Origin of the sequence: Nocardia sp. CS682 (genome assembly GCF_004634405.1) — a bacterium.
Classification (GTDB): domain Bacteria; phylum Actinomycetota; class Actinomycetes; order Mycobacteriales; family Mycobacteriaceae; genus Nocardia; species Nocardia ninae.
This window is the reverse complement of the sequence record NZ_CP029710.1, coordinates 6,662,470-6,681,442: the sequence shown is the minus strand read 5'-3', so window position 1 is coordinate 6,681,442 and position 18,973 is coordinate 6,662,470. Positions and strand designations below refer to the sequence as shown.

19 protein-coding genes are annotated in these 18,973 nt (G+C 67.9%); 6 read left to right on the top strand and 13 right to left on the bottom strand.

Annotation, left to right across the window (positions count from 1 at the left end; all coding sequences use genetic code 11):
- Positions 1–34 precede the first annotated feature (34 nt).
- Positions 35–823: an aquaporin gene (locus DMB37_RS30020; protein ID WP_135235548.1), complete on the bottom strand. Its 789-nt coding sequence runs from the start codon at positions 821–823 to the stop codon at positions 35–37.
- Positions 824–1,168: 345 nt separating this feature from the next.
- Here DMB37_RS30020 and rpsT point away from each other — a divergent pair, with 345 nt between their 5' ends.
- Together rpsT and DMB37_RS30010 are read left to right on the top strand one after the other, a co-directional pair.
- Positions 1,169–1,429, top strand: a complete 261-nt coding sequence (rpsT, locus tag DMB37_RS30015) for a 30S ribosomal protein S20 (protein ID WP_107660148.1) — start codon at positions 1,169–1,171, stop codon at positions 1,427–1,429.
- 164 nt (positions 1,430–1,593) lie between these two features.
- Positions 1,594–1,845, top strand: a complete 252-nt coding sequence (locus DMB37_RS30010) for a hypothetical protein (RefSeq protein ID WP_107654853.1) — start codon at positions 1,594–1,596, stop codon at positions 1,843–1,845.
- Here DMB37_RS30010 and DMB37_RS30005 read toward each other — a convergent pair.
- Complete coding sequence (locus DMB37_RS30005; protein ID WP_240771715.1) at positions 1,829–2,770, bottom strand: helix-turn-helix domain-containing protein; 942 nt, start codon at positions 2,768–2,770, stop codon at positions 1,829–1,831. The two genes, DMB37_RS30010 and DMB37_RS30005, sit on opposite strands and share 17 nt — an antisense overlap.
- Before the next feature lie 124 nt (positions 2,771–2,894).
- On the opposite strand from DMB37_RS30005, the gene DMB37_RS30000 reads away from it, so the two are divergent.
- The 3 genes from DMB37_RS30000 to DMB37_RS29990 all read left to right on the top strand — a co-directional run bounded on the left by DMB37_RS30000 (position 2,895) and on the right by DMB37_RS29990 (position 5,096).
- Complete coding sequence (locus DMB37_RS30000; RefSeq protein ID WP_135235547.1) at positions 2,895–3,965, top strand: aldo/keto reductase; 1,071 nt, start codon at positions 2,895–2,897, stop codon at positions 3,963–3,965.
- A gap of 165 nt (positions 3,966–4,130) precedes the next feature.
- Entirely contained in the window at positions 4,131–4,382 is a 252-nt protein-coding gene (locus tag DMB37_RS29995) for a DUF2798 domain-containing protein (RefSeq protein ID WP_135235546.1), read from the top strand.
- 81 nt (positions 4,383–4,463) lie between these two features.
- Positions 4,464–5,096, top strand: coding sequence for a maleylpyruvate isomerase family mycothiol-dependent enzyme (locus DMB37_RS29990; protein WP_135235545.1), 633 nt, complete (start codon positions 4,464–4,466; stop codon positions 5,094–5,096).
- Positions 5,097–5,225: 129 nt separating this feature from the next.
- On the opposite strand, the gene DMB37_RS29985 is transcribed toward DMB37_RS29990, so the two are convergent.
- The 5 genes from DMB37_RS29985 to DMB37_RS29965 all read right to left on the bottom strand — a co-directional run bounded on the left by DMB37_RS29985 (position 5,226) and on the right by DMB37_RS29965 (position 11,863).
- The gene (locus DMB37_RS29985) at positions 5,226–6,515 is read right to left on the bottom strand and encodes an LCP family protein (RefSeq protein WP_135235544.1); all 1,290 of its coding nucleotides are present in this window, start codon (positions 6,513–6,515) and stop codon (positions 5,226–5,228) included.
- A 312-nt stretch (positions 6,516–6,827) separates the two neighbouring features.
- Entirely contained in the window at positions 6,828–7,796 is a 969-nt protein-coding gene (holA, locus tag DMB37_RS29980; protein ID WP_135235543.1) for a DNA polymerase III subunit delta, read from the bottom strand.
- A 148-nt stretch (positions 7,797–7,944) separates the two neighbouring features.
- Positions 7,945–8,208 (bottom strand): hypothetical protein, encoded by a 264-nt coding sequence (locus DMB37_RS29975; RefSeq protein ID WP_135235542.1) that lies wholly within the window; start codon positions 8,206–8,208, stop codon positions 7,945–7,947.
- Positions 8,209–8,270: 62 nt separating this feature from the next.
- Entirely contained in the window at positions 8,271–10,649 is a 2,379-nt protein-coding gene (locus DMB37_RS29970) for a ComEC/Rec2 family competence protein (protein ID WP_240771714.1), read from the bottom strand.
- Positions 10,650–10,792: 143 nt separating this feature from the next.
- Positions 10,793–11,863, bottom strand: coding sequence for a ComEA family DNA-binding protein (locus DMB37_RS29965; protein WP_135235540.1), 1,071 nt, complete (start codon positions 11,861–11,863; stop codon positions 10,793–10,795).
- 150 nt (positions 11,864–12,013) lie between these two features.
- Here DMB37_RS29965 and DMB37_RS29960 point away from each other — a divergent pair, with 150 nt between their 5' ends.
- A complete protein-coding gene (locus DMB37_RS29960) occupies positions 12,014–12,796 on the top strand; it encodes a DUF5984 family protein (protein ID WP_135235539.1) in 783 nt (260 codons plus the stop codon).
- Positions 12,797–12,799: 3 nt separating this feature from the next.
- Here the strand turns inward: DMB37_RS29960 and DMB37_RS29955 are convergent, their stop codons facing one another.
- The 6 genes from DMB37_RS29955 to DMB37_RS41015 form a co-directional block, all read right to left on the bottom strand.
- Positions 12,800–13,642 carry a DegV family protein gene (locus tag DMB37_RS29955; RefSeq protein ID WP_135235538.1) on the bottom strand — a complete coding sequence of 281 codons (843 nt, stop codon included), beginning with the start codon at positions 13,640–13,642 and terminating at the stop codon, positions 12,800–12,802.
- Positions 13,643–13,645: 3 nt separating this feature from the next.
- A complete protein-coding gene (gene octT / locus DMB37_RS42005; RefSeq protein WP_135237904.1) occupies positions 13,646–14,362 on the bottom strand; it encodes a diglucosylglycerate octanoyltransferase in 717 nt (238 codons plus the stop codon).
- Positions 14,363–14,861: 499 nt separating this feature from the next.
- Positions 14,862–15,521: a histidine phosphatase family protein gene (locus DMB37_RS29945; protein WP_107654842.1), complete on the bottom strand. Its 660-nt coding sequence runs from the start codon at positions 15,519–15,521 to the stop codon at positions 14,862–14,864.
- A gap of 49 nt (positions 15,522–15,570) precedes the next feature.
- Entirely contained in the window at positions 15,571–15,987 is a 417-nt protein-coding gene (gene rsfS, locus DMB37_RS29940; RefSeq protein WP_135235537.1) for a ribosome silencing factor, read from the bottom strand.
- A gap of 26 nt (positions 15,988–16,013) precedes the next feature.
- Positions 16,014–16,655, bottom strand: a complete 642-nt coding sequence (gene nadD, locus DMB37_RS29935) for a nicotinate-nucleotide adenylyltransferase (RefSeq protein ID WP_135235536.1) — start codon at positions 16,653–16,655, stop codon at positions 16,014–16,016.
- A 47-nt stretch (positions 16,656–16,702) separates the two neighbouring features.
- On the bottom strand, positions 16,703–18,970 hold the full coding sequence (locus DMB37_RS41015; RefSeq protein WP_206055033.1) for a hypothetical protein: 2,268 nt from the start codon (positions 18,968–18,970) through the stop codon (positions 16,703–16,705).
- Positions 18,971–18,973: the final 3 nt, after the last annotated feature.

Below are 18,973 nucleotides of genomic sequence, written 5' to 3'. Positions count from 1 at the left end.
GCCCCCTCGGCGCCGATGGGCTCGTCGAATCAACTCAGGACAGCACGTTGCGCGAGCGACCGAACAGCAGGCCGTACACCAGTGCGCCGAGCGCACCGCCGATCAGGGGGAACACCACGAAAGCCCAGACCTGGCCCATCGCACCGTCTTGGTAGGGGGCGACGGCGAGGCTGCGCGCCGGGTTGACCGAGGTGTTGTCCACCGGGATCGAGATCAGGTGGATGACCGCCAGCGTGACACCGATGGACAGGCCGGCCAGCGGCACATCGGAGAGCTGATCGGTCGAGGCGAGCACCACGAACACCAGCAGCGCGGTCAGCATCACCTCGATGATGATCATCGCGGCCAGCCCGTAGCCGTTCTGCAGGACGACCTCACCGAGTGGCGCCTTCTGCGCCGAAGGACTGTGCGCCCCCCAGCCGTTCGCGCCGAGCCCCTTGGCCTCGCGGTCGTAGGACGGCAGATTCTTCGCCAGCGCGAACAACACGAGCCCGGCCAGGAATCCACCGAGCAATTGCGCGATCCAATAACCGGCCGCGGTGACCATGCTGATTCTGCCGAGCAGCAGATGACCGACCGTCACGGCGGGATTCACATGGCAGCCGGAGATCGGCCCGATCGCGTAAACGAGAAACAACAGTGAAAGTCCGAAGGCCAACGCCACGCCCAGCGCCCCGACCCGGTCCCCCGCGAGCACCGCCGTCCCGACACCGCCCATGACCAGGACAAACGTGCCGAGCGCCTCCGCTCCCCACTTTTTGCTGTCGGGAATCGGCCCGTACTCGGCGACTTCTTCCACAACTTCTTGAGCCGTTGGAGACATCTGTCCACCTTCCGCGTTCCAGACGTATAGCTTTTGCCAGCCGTGGTGTCGCTCAGAAAAACAGTGCCGTTCAAGATCAACGGGTTGTACCCAGGGACGCTACGCCAGACGTGTGGTCTCTACAACGACCTCGGGATCGCTGAGCCTGTGCGGCCGCCGCGGCACGGGCGGCGAGGGTCGCACGCGTCGGCGTAGCGCTGGACGCCGGTGCTGATTTCGTGCCCCGAGCGGCGGCTGGTATTCTCGACCTTCGGCGTTGCGTTACCCGTTTATCGAGGGTGCGACGCACGCGCAGGAACTTTTCCAGCACAGACCACTCAGCGACAGGAACACGAGGAAACAGGCGTGGCCAACATCAAGTCCCAGTTGAAGCGGATCCGTACCAACGAGGAAGCGCGCAAGCGTAACCAGTCGGTGAAGTCCTCGCTGCGCACCGCGATCCGCAGCTTCCGGGAAGCTGCCGCGGCCGGCGACAAAGAGAAGGCCGCCGCGCAGCTCCAGACCGCGAGCCGCAAGCTCGACAAGGCTGCCTCGAAGGGCGTCATCCACGCCAACCAGGCCGCCAACAAGAAGTCGGCCCTCGCGCTGGCTCTGAACAAGATCTGATTCCCCGGTACCGATCCGGTACCGCATGCTTCTGACGCAGCCGCCGTGGCCTCGACGACCACGGCGGCTTTTGTCGTACACGTACCCCGGTCAGCGCCCTGTTCGTCCGCGAGGATTCTGGATCGGCCCACAGCCTGTCGGAGGTTCCAGCTACCATTCGGCGCATGGTTACCGTTTACGCCAATCAGACTGTGGTCCGTGGCGAGGATCTGCCCGACGTGATCCGGGCCGCCGAGGTCCTGGGCATCGGGGTGAAGATCGAGAACGTGATGGTTCCCATCGACGAGGAGGGCTCGTACTCGTTGGAGTGGGTTGTCACGCGAGACGACGAAGTACCCGTGTACGACGACTGGGAGGGCCGATACGAGGAGTCGGAGGAAGAGGACGAGGAGCTAGTGCTCAGCTCGGTGGAGTGAGCTCCGCCGAGGGCGTCCGATCGACCAACGGCGCCGGATCGGCCATCAGCCGGTCCAGCGCCGTCTGCGAATCCGCGTCGGCCGCCCGATAGATGATGATGCGCTGGTCCGGATCCTGCACCGGCATCAACACCTCGTAATTGACCACCAGCCGCCCGACGACCGGGTGCCGCAGCGGTTTCGCGCCGCGGCCCTGCACCCGCACGTCGTGCCTGGCCCAACCCTCCTCGAACTCGGCGCTGCGTGCGGTGAACTCCGCGATCAGCTCGCCGAGCACCTGATCGTCCGGATGCGCCGCCCAGGCCGCACGCAGATCCGCGACACCCTCACGGATGATCCGCTCCCGCTCCACGTAGAAATCGCGCATGCTCGGCTCCATCAGGCACAGCCACATGGAGTTGCGCTGGCGCGGCGGCACCGTGTCGAAGTCGATGATCAGCCGCGACATCTCCCGATTCCAGGCCAGGATGTCGTAGCGATGGTTGATGAGCATCGCCGGTAACGGCGACAGATCGTGCACCAGCATGGCCAGCGCGGGCGCGGGCACGGTGGCCGGTTTCCCGGCATTCGGCTGCCGCTGCTTGGCCAGATCGAACAGGTAGGCGCGTTCGTCGGCGTTCAGCCGCAGCGCCCGCGACAAGGCTTCCAGCACGTCGGCGGACGGACGCAGGCCACGTCCCTGCTCCAGCCGGACTATGTAGTCGGTACTGACACCCGCCAGCTCCGCGACCTCCTCGCGCCGCAGCCCCGGCGTGCGCCGCGCCTGCCTGCGCGCCGGTAACCCGAGGTCACCGGGGGTCAGGCGCTCCCGCCGGTCGCGCAGGAACGCCGCCAGTTCCTGAGTGGGATCGGTGGCGCTCGCCGACCTGCGACGGCCGCCGGGCCCCGAGTTCGCGCCGTCTGTCGCGTTCACCATTCCGGTCATCACCGTCGATATTACGGCTGCCTAGGACTGGCTTTCCCAGGAAGAACCTTCCCTTACCCCTCCGGTCGCACCGCTGAAGACTGGGTTTCCTCACCAATGCAGCACCAACGACAAGGAGCTGGACATGTCCGGAGTCCGTACCCTCGACACCTACCGGCTGCTCGGCCGCTCCGGCCTTCGGGTGTCTCCGCTGTCCCTCGGCACGATGACCTTCGGCGCCGACTGGGGTTGGGGAGCCGATAAGGACGAGGCCCGCAAGATCTTCGACACCTATCTCGACCGCGGTGGAAACTTCATCGACACGGCGAGCCAGTACACCAACGGCACCTCCGAGCAACTGCTCGGCGAATTCACTGCGGACAATCGCGAAAGCCTGGTGCTGGCAACGAAATACACCATGCTGCGCCGTCAGGGCGACCCCAATTCCGGTGGGAACCACCGCAAGTCGATGTTCGCCTCGGTCGAGGCGAGCCTGCGCAAGCTGAACACCGACTACATCGATCTGCTGTACCTGCACGCCTGGGATTTCATGACCCCCGTCGACGAAATCCTGGGCGGCATGGACGATCTCGTGCGTTCGGGCAAGGTGCTCTACGTCGGTATCTCCGATGCGCCTGCCTGGCAGGTGGCCCGCATGCAGACCATCGCCGACCTGCGTGGCTGGTCACCGCTGATCGCGTTGCAGATCGAATACAGCCTGATCGAGCGCACCGTTGAACGCGACCTCATCCCGATGGCGCGCGAGCTGGGCCTCGGCGTGATCCCGTGGTCGCCGCTCGGCAGCGGCGTGCTGACCGGCAAGTACACCCGCGACGACCTCGATCACCAAGGGGAGGGTTCGGTCGAGGGCACTCGCAAGAACGTCGCGGCCGCACAGGGCGCGCTCACCGAGCGCTCGCTGTCCATCGCTGAGGTGGTCAAGGACGTCGCCACCGAGTTGGGCAAGACGCCTGCGCAGGTCGCGCTGGCCTGGACGCTACGCAATCCCGGTGTGACATCGCCCATCATCGGTGCCCGCACCGCCGCCCAACTCGAGGACAACCTCGGCGCGCTCGATGTCGAATTCGATTCCGCGCAGTTGGCTCGGCTCGAGCAGGCCAGCGCCATCGAACTCGGTTTCCCGCACGACATGCTGGCGCGGCCGATGACCCGCGGCGTCGTCTCCGGCGACCTGAAGATCGAAGCCCGCGCCTGAGCAATCGGTGTACGCGGCGGTGCTGGCACGGCTTGCGCCGCCGCGGGTGGCTGTCCTATGCTCGGCGCCGCGACATCCTGTCGCCGTAAGCGTTCACGTCAACCAACGCACCGGCCCCGCCGATCCGGCGGTGCCGTTGCCTGACGAACACTTACGGAGCGACCGATGAACTCTCGCAACACCTTTGCCAAGCTGCCCGCCCGGTACTCGGCGGTGATCCTGCCGATGCTGCTGTCCATTCTGATGACCTGCATCGTGTCGTTGATCAGCACGCTGATGAGCGACGGCCTGGCGGTCGGCGTCTGGTTGCGGTCCTGGGCGGTGTCCTGGCCCATCGCCTTTCCGACGCTGCTGCTCGTGCTGCCGCTCGTCCGCAAAGTCACGGCCGCCCTGGTCCAATCACCGCAGCAGGCATAACGCTCACTTTCCGGCATTGCGATGAAATTCTGTGGTTCGGGTCGTCACTACCGGTGACGACACCGAACCCGGAGGAACACAGTGGACCGAGATCAGATCCAGGCGTGGGTAACGGCCGAAAGGCTCTCGCTGGCCGACTTCTTCGACGACCTCGACGAGCACGAATGGCAAGTGGAGTCGCTGTGTGCCGGCTGGAACGTGCATCAAGTGCTGGCCCACGTCTCGCTGTCCAGCAAGGTCAGCCTGCGGGAAACGCTGGTGGGCGTCATCAAGGCCCGTGGCGATTGGGACCGGATGACCGACAAGCTGGCTCGCGATCGCGCAGCCCGGTTCACGCCCGCCGAGTTGATCGCGCAAGTGCGTGAGTCGGCCGGATCGACGCACCGGGCACCCGGGGCGAGTCCGATAGATCCGTTGGTGGACATGATGATTCACGGACAGGACGTCGCGCGACCGCTCGGCCGGGTGCGGGAGGTGCCCATCGAGCAGGCGTGCGCGGCGCTCGAACATGTGCGGAACAATATTTTCTACGGTTCACGAAAGCGGTTGCGTGGGATTCGATTGGTCGCCACCGACGCGGAATGGGCGGGCGGCGACGGACCCGAGGAGATCCGGGGGCCGATCAGCGATCTGCTGCTTGTCGCGACGGGACGGAAGGCGGGGCTTGCGGCGTTGACCGGGCCGGGGGTCGAGCGGGTTACTGCCGCGATGTGACGGGTCGTCACCGTTGCCGTATGGCACGAATCTCTTGCCGCACAAAGTATTTCGGCACCGAATGCATGGACGTGATCGACCGTTGCGGTGCTCGGAGCGGATGGCTTCGGGCAAGCCGGTGCAGCTCACTCAGTTGACGCAGGGGATGGTGTCACCGGTGATGGTGGTAGCGACCGGCGCACCGACATCCGGTGTGGGCGTTGGGGTTCCGGCGAGTGGGTCGGTGGTCGGCAACGTCGGCGGGCGGGTCGATTTGAACAACGCGACGGTCGGGTCCGGATCGCCGAACGCGGCGCGGACCTCGCGGCGGATCGCCGCCGGGTCGATGATGTTGACGTCCTGCCCATTGATGGTGGCGTAGCGCAGCACCGGCAAGGTACGGAATTCGACGGCCGGGCTCTCCGACGAGCCGAGGGTGCGCAGGAAGTCGGTGACGTTCCAGCCGTCGGACAGCACGATATTGCGGTGCGCGACGTCCATCAGCGCAGCCAGCTTGCCGACATCGGTGAACGTGCCCGCCTTGCGCAGATCGAGGGCCACCGAGGTGAGGAAGGCCTGCTGGCGGTGGGTCCGATCGAGATCGCCGTTCTCCAGGCCGTGCCGCTGCCGGACGAATGCCAGCGATTGCGCGGGGTCGAGCCGCTGCCTGCCCGCAGGGAAATCGGCGCCGGAGTAGTAGCTGTCGTTCACCGGCTTGTTGAGACAGACGTCGACTCCGCCCAACGCCTTGGCCAGGTCGTAGAAACCTGCCAGGGTGACCTCGCCGAATCGATCGATCGGCACGCCGGTCAGGTCGCGCACCGCCTGCACAATCGAGGCCCGCCCCGCCTCGCGTCCCGCCCGCTCCAGTGCCTTGCTGTCGGTCACGCCCTGACTGATCAGTTGGTCCTGCACGGCCGCTTTCTTGAGACCGTACGCTTCCTTGATCTTCACATCGGTGTAGCCGGGGATGCCGGCGACCTTGACGTAGTCGTCACGCGGAATCGATACGGCGACAATCTTTTTCATATCCGCGGGGATGTGCACCAGGATCAGGGTGTTCGCGTTGTACCCGCCCTCTTCCCCGTCGCCTGCGTGCAGCTGGTCCAGGATCTCCTTCGGCAGATCGTTCCCGGCCTGATCCTTGCGGGTGTCCAGGCCGATCAGCAGGACGTTGGTGTCACCGGCCAGCGACCGCGGTGCATCCACACCCAATGCCGCCGACCTGGTGAATCCGCGATCGAACCGGCCCTCGGTCGCCCATCCGACTGCGGTTGCCGCGAGCACCGCCATCGACACGCCCCCGGCCAGTACCTTCAGCGCGGTTCGCGCCACTCGCCGCTCCGGACGACGATGCGCGCCACCCTGCGGCCGACCGCGCCGTAGGCGGCCCCGCCGGGAATCATCGACCGGAAAGACCGGTGCTGTTCGTTCGTCCATAACCGATTCCAGTTTGACACGAACGATTAGCCGACAATTGGCTCGAATATTCGCGAAACCGCTGGCCAGAACGTTGCTGGCGAACTAGCTGGTGCCGATCTGAGACCGGACAAACCTCATCTGACGTTGCGATCTGACAGTACAGCCGCGCCCGAATGGCTCCCGTTTCTTGCTCGGCAGCTCTCCCAATCCAACTGATTGAGTTCTCGCCCACATGTGCCACAGCACACATCCGGCATCCCGATTCCTCGACCGAACTGCCCGTCGAACTCCCCTACTCGACTGCTATCCGACCGAGGCCGGGCTGGCGGCTCAGCCTGCGGCGTGCAGGTCGAGGATTTGGGTGAGTGCGTGTTCGAGGGCGTAGTTGGCGTCGGCGGCCCCGCCCTTGACGTCGGCGTTCAGGGCTGCGACCACTTGGAGGGCGGACCCGATGGTGGTGGGGGTCCAGTTGCGGGCCTGGGCCTGGGCCTTCTTGACTTTCCAGGGTGGCATGCCCAGTTGCTGGGCGAGTTTGAACGGGTCGCCGCGGCCTGCGGAGCCGACGCGGGCGATGGTGTGCACGGAGTCGGCGAGGGCGTCGGCGAGCAGGACATGGGGGACGCCGCGGTCGTTGGCCCAGCGCAGCGCCTCCATCGCACCGGGGCGGTCACCGGCGACGGCAAGCTCGGCCACGTCGAAACCGGAGACCTCCGCCTTGCCCGAGTAATAGCGGTGCACGGCAGCGACATCGATCTTGCCGCCGGTGTCGGAGACCAACTGTGAACAGGCCGCGGCGAGCTCGCGCAGTTCGGATCCGACGGACTCCAGCATCGCCTGCACCACGTCGCCCGCCACGCGTACTCCGGCGTTGCGGAATTCGCCGCGCACGAACTCCACGCGCTCGGCCGCCTTGGTCACCTTGGCGCAGTCGTGCACCACCGCGCCGGCTTTCTGCAGCGCGGGCACCAAGGCTTTGGCCCGTCCGCCACCCGAATGCAGCACCACCAGCACCACGCCCTCGGGCGGATCACCGGCGGCGGCGGTGATCACCGCGACCGCGTCTTTGCCCGCCTCGGCCGCCGACTCCAGGATGATCACGCGATCCTCGGCGAACAGCGACGGACTCAACAGCTCGGCCAGTTCCGCCGTGCTGGCGTCACCCGCCCGCATCCGATCGACCGGCACCGCATCGGCATCCGGCGCGAGCGCACGCACCTGCGCGGTCACCTCCGCCACCGCCCGCTCGACCAGCAGCTCCTCGTCCCCCAGCATGAGGTGCAGCGCAGGGCGCTCGGTCATGACATCACCTCGCCGACGCTCGCCTCCGCCACACGCGTACGCGCGCCGGTTCGATGGTCCTCTCGCTGACGCTCGCTGCGCTCGGTCACGGCAGCGATCCTACGGTCCCCCACCGACACCCCCACCCCGCAGGTTCCGCGTGTTCTCGTCACGGCGACCCGTCGAAGCGCTGCGCTGCTTTCCATGTGGCGAGGCCGTCGCGGAGCGCGCGGGACTTCTGAAGAAGATGACCGGGAGCCGCCGCGGCGGCCGCATCCACCATCCGAGCATGCCGATCGAACTCGCTGCGCAGCAGTTTCTCCTCGATCGCCCGGGCAACGAACACCGTCAAGGTGACGCCGTCGTCCTCGGCGGCCAGCTCCGCTGCCGCGAGCAGATCGGCAGGTAGCCGTATGTTCACGGGTTCTGTCACACTTCCTAATCTATTGATGCCCGCACCTGACGTGTGCCAATTTGCCTTGCCGCACAGGAAGCTCATCGCGAGCTCACCATCCGAAGCTCCGGCTCGTCGCCCAGGATCAGCACGTCTCCTCGCTGGTCTGTACGCACCACATTTGTGCCGAGGGCGGATAACTCCGTGAGGATGCCGGGGTTCGGATGTCCGAAGGTGTTCTCGGTGCCGACGCTGATCACGGTCAGCCGTGGTCCTACTGCGGCGAGGAATTCCTTTGTGGTGGTTCGGGATCCGTGGTGTGGGAGCTTCAGAATGTCTGCCTGTAGTGAGATACCGGTTTGCAGTAGTGCACGTTGTGCGGGGGCTTCGATGTCTCCGGTGAGGAGGATTCGTCCCGCTGGGGTGGTCGCCGCTAGGACGACCGAGCGGTCGTTGGCTTCCTCGGCTTCGGCACCGGGGGTCGGTCGTAGCCCATCCACCTCGGGAGCGAGGACCTCTAATTCGACTGTGCCGAACCGGAATAGCTGTCCCGCCGATAACTCCATGATCGGGATCTCCGCATCCTGGGCAACACCTACCACGTGGGCAAGCCCTTCACCGTGTCCTCTCCGCTGCGCCGCTTTGCTCGACGAAGCCTCGCGATCAGCCGACGCCGACCGAGCGTCTCCAGCGAGCGACGCACCGTGGGTACCCGGTTTCACCGCACCGAGCTCGTGCGCCCCCACCGCCACGGCGGCCACGGCGCGTCCGTCCACCGCGCCGTTGATACCGCCGATGTGGTCAGCGTGGGGATGCGTCAGCACGAGTAGCGCGATTCGCGATATGTGCAAGCGGTCCAAACAGTTCCGGATCGGCCTTGGCTCCGGCCCGACATCGATGACCACTGCGGTGCCGTCCCCGACCGACAGCGCGAGTCCATCACCTTGACCGACATCGCAGGCAGCCAGCACCCAGCCCGACGGTGGCCAGCCGGGATGCCAGATTCGCACCGGGATCAGCACCACCGCAACGCCGAACGCCACGGTCAGGAGCACCCTGCGGATGGCGGCGAATCGCAACGCAACAACGACTGCGGCGACAACTATGAGGGCGACGATTCCGCCGAACACTCCGCCTGGCACCCCGATGGACGCGCCGGGCACATCGGCCGCGCGCTCGGCGACGAACAGCAGCCACCACATCGGCGGTGCGGCGCAACGCAGTACGAGTTCGGCGAGCGGCGACCAGAGGCAGGACAGCACCGCGCCGAGCGCCCCGATGATCGTTATTGGCGCGATAACGGGCGCCACCAGCACATTCGCGAGAATCGCGACCAGGCTGAGCTGCCCGTCCAACGCGACCATGAGCGGCGTGGTGACGACGAAAGCACCCGCCGCCACCGCGACGATCTCGGCAGGCACACGCCGCCAACCCCGCGCACGCAGCCAGTCGGCCCAACTCGGTGCCAGCAGGATCAACCCGGCGGTCGCGCACACCGACAAGGCGAAGCCGACCGAAACCGCGAGCGCCGGCCACACGGCAAGCAGACCGATGACCGCTGCGCACAGCGCAGGCAGCGCCTGCTTTCGACGCCCGGTTACCAAGGCCAGCAGGGTGATCGCGCCCATCGCTCCAGCGCGCAGCACACTCGGATCGGGCCGCGCGACGATCACGAACAGCACCAGCGCTGCCCCCGCGACCAGCGCCCCGGTGCGCGGACCGAGGGTCAGCACCCGCACTACCAGCAGCACGGCCCCGAGCAGGATGGTGAAATTGGCGCCGCTGACCACACAGAGATGACCCAGACCAGCGATATCGAACTCTTCACGAAGCTCTTCGGGCAGGGCGGAGGTGTCCCCATCGACCAGCGCGGGCAACAACCCGGCCGGTTCCGCGGGCAACGCCCGAGCTGTCGCGGTCGCGAAATCCGTACGGATCGACTGGGCTACACGTTGCCACCACGGCAAGGCGCCGACAACCTGCGGTGGCCCCTGGGCCAGCAGCGTCGCCACCGTGAGATCACGACCCCGTGGACGATCGACTCGCGCCTGGAACTCGACCGCCTGTCCGGGCAGCAATTGCGCCCATACTTCGCCCGAGGCCAGCACCACCACCGCGCCACCGGTTCGCACCGTCGTCGCGCCGAGCCGATACTCGTCCAGACTTGCCCGCACAACCCACCGGCTGCCCCCGAACGAACTGCCACGCACCGGCTTCGGATCGTCGTTGGGCGTCACCACCACCCGCAGCGAAATCCCCGCAACGGCTCGCAATGGATGCGTGGCCACCCGATGTTCCCGCCACGCCGCGGCCACCGCGAACCCGCCCGCCAGCAGTACCGCGGTCAACGCCACCACCGCAACGGCCCGGTGCCGCTCCCCCGGATGCGCCATCGCCGACAGCAGCAGCACCCACAGCCCGATCGCCAGCGCGATCAACGCCACCGCGAGCCACAGCCCAGCCACCCACCCGGCTGTCACCGCCACAATCGTTGCCGCCCAACAACACAACGCCGCGGGTAAGAGCCGAGCATCGAGCACCTGTGCCTCGCCATCGGGGTCATCCCGTTCTGCGTCCTGCCCGCGTCCGCCGGGCACTTGTCGCTGACTCCGGCCCACCGCACTCATACCTTCACCAGCTCACGCAGCCGGGACAGACGCGCGGGACCGATGCCGTCGACCTGGCCGAGTTGAGCGACGTCGGTGAAGCGTCCATGGGTGGTGCGCCAAGTGACGATGGCTTTGGCGGTGACCGGGCCGATGCCGGGAAGGGCGTCGAGTTCGGATTCTGTCGCGGTGTTGAGGTCTACCCGGCCCGACGGTGTGGACGGCTGTGCGGATCCGGATGGTGCGGCCGAAGGGCGGGCACCCGAGTTGATGGTCGCGCTGCCGAGTTGCGGTGGGCCGGGGTTGGGGCCGGGTGGGCCGACGAGTACCTGGTCGCCGTCGAGCAGTCGCTGTGCCAGGTTGAGTCCGGCGAGGTCGGCGCCGTCTCGTGCACCACCGGCCGCCGCGAGGGCATCGGCGACCCGGGAACCGGCGGGCAGCCGCACCAGACCGGTGCGCTGCACCAAACCGACGACACTGACTACCAATTCGGTGCCTGCCGACCCTGGTTCGGCGGGCGCCGGCGCGGCACCGGGCGCGGCCGACGGACTCCGCGGCACCGCACCCGACAATCGCGCGACGGCGGGATCCGTGGTCGTCCGCACCGCGGGCACCGGTGGCACCGGCCGCGCCACGGGCCGCTCGCGAAATATCACCACGGCGGCTATCGCCATCGCCACCACCCCAACCAACAGCAGCGTGCACATCCCCCGGCGTCCCGGATCCAGCCGCATGCCCCGAAAGCGCTCCGGCACAAGCCGATCCCGCCATCCGGTGGTGACGGGTTCCGCCAGCCATCCCGGCGAACGCACCTCACCATCGTCCGCCTCGTCATCGGACGGCAGCTCTCCCAGATCCCACCGTCCAGGACCCGCGCTACCGTTTCTCGATCGGTCGTGCGCCGATTCGCCGAGTCCACCCGACATCCGGGGCACCGCGGGCAGCGCGCTCGCCAACTGCGCGCGGCGACCGCCGAGGGGTTGCGCGGCCTCGGCGGCGCCTGCGATTCCCGTCCGGCTGGCGCCGACGCGGCAGGTCAGTGCGCTCATCCGGCGCCGGATCCGTTCGCGTTCGTCCTGTCGTGGCATGGGGGCGACGGTAGTTCCGGGTGGCGCCGAAAGATCGTGACCGACCAGGGAATTCGTCCGTTCTGTTGACAACTGCCGGGGTGTGCACAACTCGCCGACGGCGCGCAGATCGGTCGGGCGTGGCGCTGCGCGAAGTGCAAAACTTGGCCCGTGATCCGATTCCGTTTCGGCTTGGCGCCGTGGGACCGAGTCGGGCCGTGCGGAGATCGGTCCCGGACTCTGCACTGGTTCGCGCTCACCGAAGGCTGGTACTACATCGACCTCGGCGACCACCACCTACTCCGGTTCTCCCACCGCACGACCGAGTTACTGCGCACCCAATCCGGACGGCACAAGACTCCGCACGACTGCTACGTCGAGTACTACGTGGCCCGCCTGTGGGAGGACGTCCTCACGCTGCTCCCGAACGCACTGGAGCCGGTGCCGAACGACCTGGTCGACTTCGTCGCCGCCGAATCCACGGACTGGTCCTTGGCGGACACCCCAGAGGTCGACGCCGCGTCGACCTGGTACGGCGACCGCACCCTCGACACCGGTTACCTGTGGTTCGGACCGCACCTGCGCTGGTGGCGAACCGTCGACGGCAGCGCCGACACCGTCACCGTCGCCTGGCATTACCCAGCGGATCCGGAGGGCGAAATCGAGTTCACCGGACCGTCGACCGGCCGCGTCAGCGTCCCGACCGACGAATTCCGCACGGCCGTCATCGAATTCGATCGCGCCCTGCTCGCCGCCATGTCAGCGCGGCTGCGCGAATTCGAAAGCTCCGGCCCGCCACCAGGTATCGAGATCGACCCAGCCCAGTTGGCCTACGAACAACGCGACCGAGCGCGATGGCTCTCCCATGCGCTCGACCGCAGGCCCGACACGGACTGGACGGCCGTCCGCACCGGCGCCGACGCTCTGCGCCGATCCGCCCCCGCAGCACACTGACCGCTAGGTGCAGCCGCCGGGGAGGACTAGGACGCCTACGGCACCGACACCCAGGTGGATGCCCAGGGCGGGGCCGAATTCGGCGACGATGAGTTCACGGATGCCGGGGACGAGGTCTCGGAGCTGGGCGGCGACGGTCTGCGCCGCGTCTTCGGCGCCGAGGTGCTGCACGGCCACGGCGGCACCGTCCTCGCCCGCCGCATCGACCGCTGCCGCAACAAGTTTCGCGAACGCCTTGGACCGAGTGCGAACCTTCTCCCGAAGTTCCAGCCGCCCCTCGACGATCTGCAACAGCGGCTTGGTAACCAGCTCGCTGCCGAAAAACGCGGCGGCGGAACTCAATCGACCGCCGCGACGCAACTGTTCGGTGCGGTTCACCAGAATGAACGTGCGCGCACGACTCGAAGCCGCAACTGCGGTGTCGTACACGACATCCAGCGATGCCCCGCCCCGCGCCCGGCGCGCGGCGGCCAGCACCGGCAGTCCGGTGGCCAGGCCCGCGCCGAGCGAATCGACGAGCCGAACTCGGTCGGCTGCGTCCATGTCGCGAACGGCCTGCCGCCCCGCCTCCCATGTCCCGGAGAGCTGGCGCGAAATATGTACCGCGACAACACCATCGCCGCCGCTGAGCTCCCAGGCCTGTTCGTAGACGGCGCGCAGCTCGCCGGGCGATGCCGCCGAGGTGGTCACCGTGTCGGAGCTGTAATCGATGTCGATGGGGTCGACGCCCTCGCGGATCGCGCGGTCACCGATCAGCACATGCAGTGGTACGACGGCGATATCGAGCTCGGCGGCGAGTTCGGCAGGGAGGCTGGCGGACGAATCTGTCACGACCACGACGGCCACGGACTACCGAACCTCCTGCAAGGTCTTCACCATCGCGTTGGCCACGGCCGTGTGCCCGGCCCAGCCCCAGTGGATGCCGTCCGGGTTCGCGTCGCCGGAAAAGATGTTGTCGCGCACCGCTTCACCGAGATCGACCAGCGGCACCGAGGTCCGGGCCGACCACGCCCGCAACGCTTTGACGGCGGGCTCGCGCCCGGCATGCACGCGCCCGTAGGCGTCGCAGTTGTGCACCGACGGCAGTACCGCGACGAACGGCAGGTCGGGCCGCAAGTGCGCCAACGCTTCCCGCGACTGCTCCAGGTAGTCGACGCTCACCTTCGGCGGAAGCGCCACGGGACGACCGAGTTTCGACAGCTTGGGCTGCAACCAGGTGTAGGTGGCCCGGACACGACGGCGCAGGGCAGGCGGCCGCACGTAGCGGATCAGTTCACGCAGCGCGGTCGGCAGCGGCGAGGGCAGCGAGTCCATGCCGCCGACCGCGAACACCACGGCACCGGCGCGCGGCACGGCCGCCCACACTCGAGGATCACCGATCAACGCCCAGTAGGCATCCCGGCAGGTCCAGCCGATCCGCCCGACCACCTCGACATCCCAATCCAGCTCGGCCCCAACGAGGTTCGGCCAGATCCGCGGATGATCCGCGGGCAGTCCGCCCTTGGGCCCGAAGTAGGACAACGAATCCGCGATCACCAGCAGCACGGGCCGCGCGGTCGCCGCCACCTCCGCCGAGGCGACCGCGTCGGCAGCAGCGACGACCGACTCGCCCGCCGACGCGGGATCGACGGTGGCGGATTCCGCGGTAGTCGCGTCCGAGTCGGCCGAGGCACCGGACGCTCCCGCATCGGTAGTCGCCGCCGAACCGACCGCGGCGCTGAGCGGTTCGGGAGAGGCACTCGACCCCGCAACCAGAACCGAGGCCGCTGCCGACTCCGCAACGCCCTCGGCGGATGCGCCCGAGACAGTTTCGTCGCCGGCAGATGGCGCAGCGGACGAAGCAACGTCGGCTACCCGCTCCGGCGGAGGCGGATCAACCGAGCTGGCGGGCGCGGAACCCTCGGGTTCGGCGGGCGCCTCGCCCTCGTCCGTGCCCGACTCAGCGGCTTCGGGCTCCACCGCCGGGGGTGCCGGGGGCGGGCCGAACAGCGCGTCCGGGATCGAACGTTCCGGTTTGGCCGACGCCTTACGGAACAGTTCGTCCGGCACCTGCCGAATCGGGTCTTCAGAGGACATCCGGGGCCACCTTCGCCGATGCGTTCCACACGTCAAGGCGCCAGCCGGGCTGGTCGATGCTCGGACCGTGACTGCTGAGCTGCACCCAGCTGGTGTTGGCCAGTCCACCGAGGACGGGCCAGTTCGCTGGCGGCAGATCGAGCAGCGCGGCCGTGAGGCCGGCGATCAGCCCGCCGTGCGCCACCAGGATGATAGTCCGGCCGGGCCAGTCCTGCCGTTCGACGAGCAGTTCCCGCACCACCGGCAGCGACCGCGCGCCGACCTCGAGTTTGCTCTCCCCGTTCGGCGGCCGGAAGGTGGCGTCGAGCCGCCAGGCCTTGCGCGCGCCGGGGTAGTCGGCGTCGACCTCGAGGTGGGTGAGCCCCTCCCAGTCGCCGAGATCGGTTTCCCGCAGTCGCGGATCGGGCACCACGTCGAGCGAGGTGTGATCGGCGAGTGCGGAGGCGGTCTCGAAGGCGCGGCGCAGATCCGAGGAGATGATGGCGATCGCATTGCGCGAAACCAGTTCGCGCGCGGCTTCTTTGGCCTGACGACGGCCGAGTTCGGTGAGATCGGTGTCGATCTGACCCTGCATCCGGTCGGCGGCATTCCATTCGGTCTGCCCGTGGCGCAGCAGGATCAGGGTGCGCACGCCGGCGTACTTACTCACGGTCGCGCCTTTCTGACGCTGGACGCTGACTTATCGACGATTCGCTCGCTCACTCGGCATCGCTCTCCGCGGCACCGTTCACCGCCGCGGCCCGCGCCTCGGGTGTGCCGAGTCCGTCCACCGGCACCACTGGGCAGTCTTTCCACAACCGTTCCAGCGCATAGAAATTGCGCTCCTCGTTGTGCTGGACGTGCACCACGACGTCGACATAGTCGAGCAGCGCCCAGCGGCCCTCGCGGGTCCCCTCGCGCCGCACCGGCTTGTGCCCGGCGTCGCGCAACTTGTCCTCGATGTTGTCGACGATGGCGTTCACCTGGCGCTCGTTCGGCGCGGACGCGATGACGAAACAGTCGGTGATCACCAACTGCTCGGACACATCGAGCACCACCACGTCGAGTGCCAGCTTCTCGTCCGCCGCCAGGGCCGCGATCTGCGCGATCTCCACCGACTCCACAGACGCACTCATGCTTGCCCCCCGCTACGCTCGCTCACTCAGCTACCTTCCGCTCCTGCGGGCACATAGAGGTGCCGCTTGGATATGTACTGCACCACGCCATCGGGGACGAGGTACCACACCGGCCGATTCTCGGCGGCGCGGCGACGGCATTCGCTCGACGAGATCGCCAGCGCCGGGATCTCGACCATGGTCACCGCATCGGCCGGAAGATCACGCAGATGTTCCTCGAGATGATCGGTATTCAGCTCATACCCCGGACGGCTCACCCCGACAAACCTCGCCAGTTCGAACAGTTCGGCCCAATCCTGCCATGTCAGGATGTTGGCCAGCGCATCCGCTCCGGTGATGAAGTACAGCTCGGCGTCGGGATGCTGGCTGCGCATCTCCCGCAGCGTGTCGACGGTGTAGGTGACCTTGCCCCGGTCGATGTCCGCGCGACTGACCGAGAATCGGGGGTTCGAGGCGGTGGCGATCACCGTCATCAGGTAGCGGTCCTCCGCCGGACTGACCTGTTTATCCGCCTTCTGCCAGGGCTGACCGGTGGGGACGAAGATCACTTCGTCGAGCTCGAACCGATTCGCGACCTCGCTGGCGGCGACCAAGTGGCCGTGGTGGATGGGGTCGAAGGTGCCGCCCATCACGCCCAGTTTGCGGCCGCGCCGACCTGTCTCTTGCATGAGTGCCGAGCTTAACCGGTCTGCCCCCCGCGGCCGGGAGCGGCAAGCTACTCCCCGGCCACCCAGTCCCGGTCCTCGGCGTCCAGCATTTCCGCCAGCTCCCGGCGGGCCCTGGCGAGTTCCTCGGCGACCTCGTCGCTCGACGAGCCGCCGTCCAGTTCGGCCAACTCGGTGATCAGTGCCTGCATCGCGGCGAACCACGGTCGGCCCGGCCCCGCCGTGGACCCCCACAGCTGCAACCAAGCCGCCGATCGCACGCACCGGGCTCGCGACACCACGTCCCCGAGCTCGCCGAACAGTTCGGCCGCCCGCTGATACGCGGCCACCGCCGCCGCGTCGTGATCGGAGTAGTCCAGCGCGGTCGCCGCCGACATGGCGAGTTGGGCGTGCAGTGCGCGACGTTCGGGATCGCGCTCCACCAGCAGAGCGCCGAGGGCGAACTGCCGGGCGGCGTCGTCGTATCGGTGCAGTGCGTTCAGCGATTCGCCGAACTGGGCGCGAACCGTGGCCAGTTCGGCAGGTGGGTAAGGAACCCCGTTCGCCGCCAGAGCTTCCTCGAAGAGCGCGACGGCCTCGCCGTGCCGCCGACCGCGATGGAAGGCACGCGCGGCGATCACGGTGTGGTGCAGCAGGTCCGGCTCGGACAACCCCTCCCACCGAGCGGCGGCACGCACCGCGGCGTCCGCCAAGTCGAGCTCGCGATCCGGTTGTCCGGCGATCGCGATGACCAATTGCGAGCTGACTCGCGCCAGGTGTTCCGCGGGCAGCACGCCGGACCCGAGCGTCAACGCCTCGCGCAGTCGAGCTTCGGCCTGTTCCGGGGCATCGGCCAGCCGGGCGGCGCCGAGCTCCGCCAACCGCCGCGCCTCGCTTCGCCTGTCCGCTTCGGCGGTGACGTCCTCAGCCCACTCGCCGGAAGACGGGACCGCCGTTCGGCGCACACCAGCGGCAGCACTGCCGGCAACCGCGGCACCAGAGGCCGGAGCACCGCCGCTCCCAGTGCTGACCGTCAGCGTCGCGTCGCTCGCCGCGCCGCCCGTCGAGCCTGCAGCGCTCACAGAACTGGCACCGCTCGTTGCAGTGCCATCGCCCGTTCGCGCGACGCTATCCGGGCCCGAACTGCCTTCGAGGCCGCCACCGCCTGCCGACGCGCCCGCGCCCGCCGAATCCGGCCCGCTCGCGCCGGCACCATCCGCAGCACGACAACCTGCCGCCGACACCCCCGGCAACCGATTGCGCAGTCCGAGTGGAAGTCGTTCCAGCAACGGCTGTCTCGCCAACCGAGCGGTGACGCCGGTACTCACCGCAGCATTCCCGTTACGGATGTCGTACCGCGCGCACAACCCCGCGATCTCCGTATCCAGCTCCGCCAGGAGCGAATTCACCGTCCCACCCGCGATCGGCACATAGCCGAGGCCGAGCGTGTCGAGCCGGCGCAGCAGCACGCAGACCCCGGTGATGAAGGCGAGCCGAGCACCGGCGTCCCCGCCGGGATCGGTGAGCCAGCGGGCATGTTCGGCCAGGATCTCCAGCCCGCGTCCTTCATTGCCGGTCAGCGCACAGAACTCGATGTGCATCGCGACGGACGGCCGAAGGCTGTCGTTGTGCCGCACCAGCGGATACCCGGTCAAATGCGCGCCACGTGCTTCAGCAACCCGTCCGGTGCGCAGCAGTGGGAGCAGCGCCTGCGCCAATACCCGGTGCGGCTCCTCCGCGCAGACCCGATCGCCGTCGATGACCGGCTGCCAGTGCGCGAGCGCACCAGCATCGTCACCCAAAGCCGCACGGCCGGCGCCCCATTCGTTGCGCTCGCACGCATCGCAGTCCGACATGCCGTCGCGCGGCGCCGCCAGCGCCTCCTCGTGCAGCAGCGCACCGTGCTCGGCATCGCCCAGCTTTCTGGCGAGTTCGGCACGCAGGGCGAGCACCGGCCGCAGGCTGTATCCGCGCTGGCGGTAACGGTTTTCGAGCTCGTCGAACCATCGGTAGACCGTCGTCGGCGGCACCGCGGGATTGTCGATCAGCCCCCAGGTCATCCATTTGAGGTACCAGTGCACCGAATGCGTCAGCAGGCCGAGCTCGGCCGGGTACTCGTCGTAGATCCGCAGCAGCCTGCCATAGGCGACCGGTGCCAGGTCACGCTCACCCGCATAGGTGTAGGACTGGGCGAGCTCGAGCAGCACCCGTCCTTCGAGTAGCCGGTCGGTGGCCGGCTTCGCCGCCGCCGCAAGCATTTCCAGCCGCTCGACGCGTAGTCGGCCATGCGGCAACGAGTAGACCTGCGCGAGCGCCTCTTTGATCTCGGCGGTATCCACTTG

Coding starts and splice junctions, on each gene's coding strand:
- DMB37_RS30005 (WP_240771715.1), bottom strand. CDS start 2,770: ATGACCGGAATGGTGAACGCGACAGACGGCGCGAACTCGGGGCCCGGC.
- DMB37_RS30010 (WP_107654853.1), top strand. CDS start 1,594: ATGGTTACCGTTTACGCCAATCAGACTGTGGTCCGTGGCGAGGATCTG.
- DMB37_RS29965 (WP_135235540.1), bottom strand. CDS start 11,863: ATGCCACGACAGGACGAACGCGAACGGATCCGGCGCCGGATGAGCGCA.
- nadD (WP_135235536.1), bottom strand. CDS start 16,655: ATGCAAGAGACAGGTCGGCGCGGCCGCAAACTGGGCGTGATGGGCGGC.
- DMB37_RS30020 (WP_135235548.1), bottom strand. CDS start 823: ATGTCTCCAACGGCTCAAGAAGTTGTGGAAGAAGTCGCCGAGTACGGG.
- DMB37_RS30000 (WP_135235547.1), top strand. CDS start 2,895: ATGTCCGGAGTCCGTACCCTCGACACCTACCGGCTGCTCGGCCGCTCC.
- DMB37_RS29995 (WP_135235546.1), top strand. CDS start 4,131: ATGAACTCTCGCAACACCTTTGCCAAGCTGCCCGCCCGGTACTCGGCG.
- DMB37_RS29985 (WP_135235544.1), bottom strand. CDS start 6,515: ATGGACGAACGAACAGCACCGGTCTTTCCGGTCGATGATTCCCGGCGG.
- rsfS (WP_135235537.1), bottom strand. CDS start 15,987: ATGAGTGCGTCTGTGGAGTCGGTGGAGATCGCGCAGATCGCGGCCCTG.
- holA (WP_135235543.1), bottom strand. CDS start 7,796: ATGACCGAGCGCCCTGCGCTGCACCTCATGCTGGGGGACGAGGAGCTG.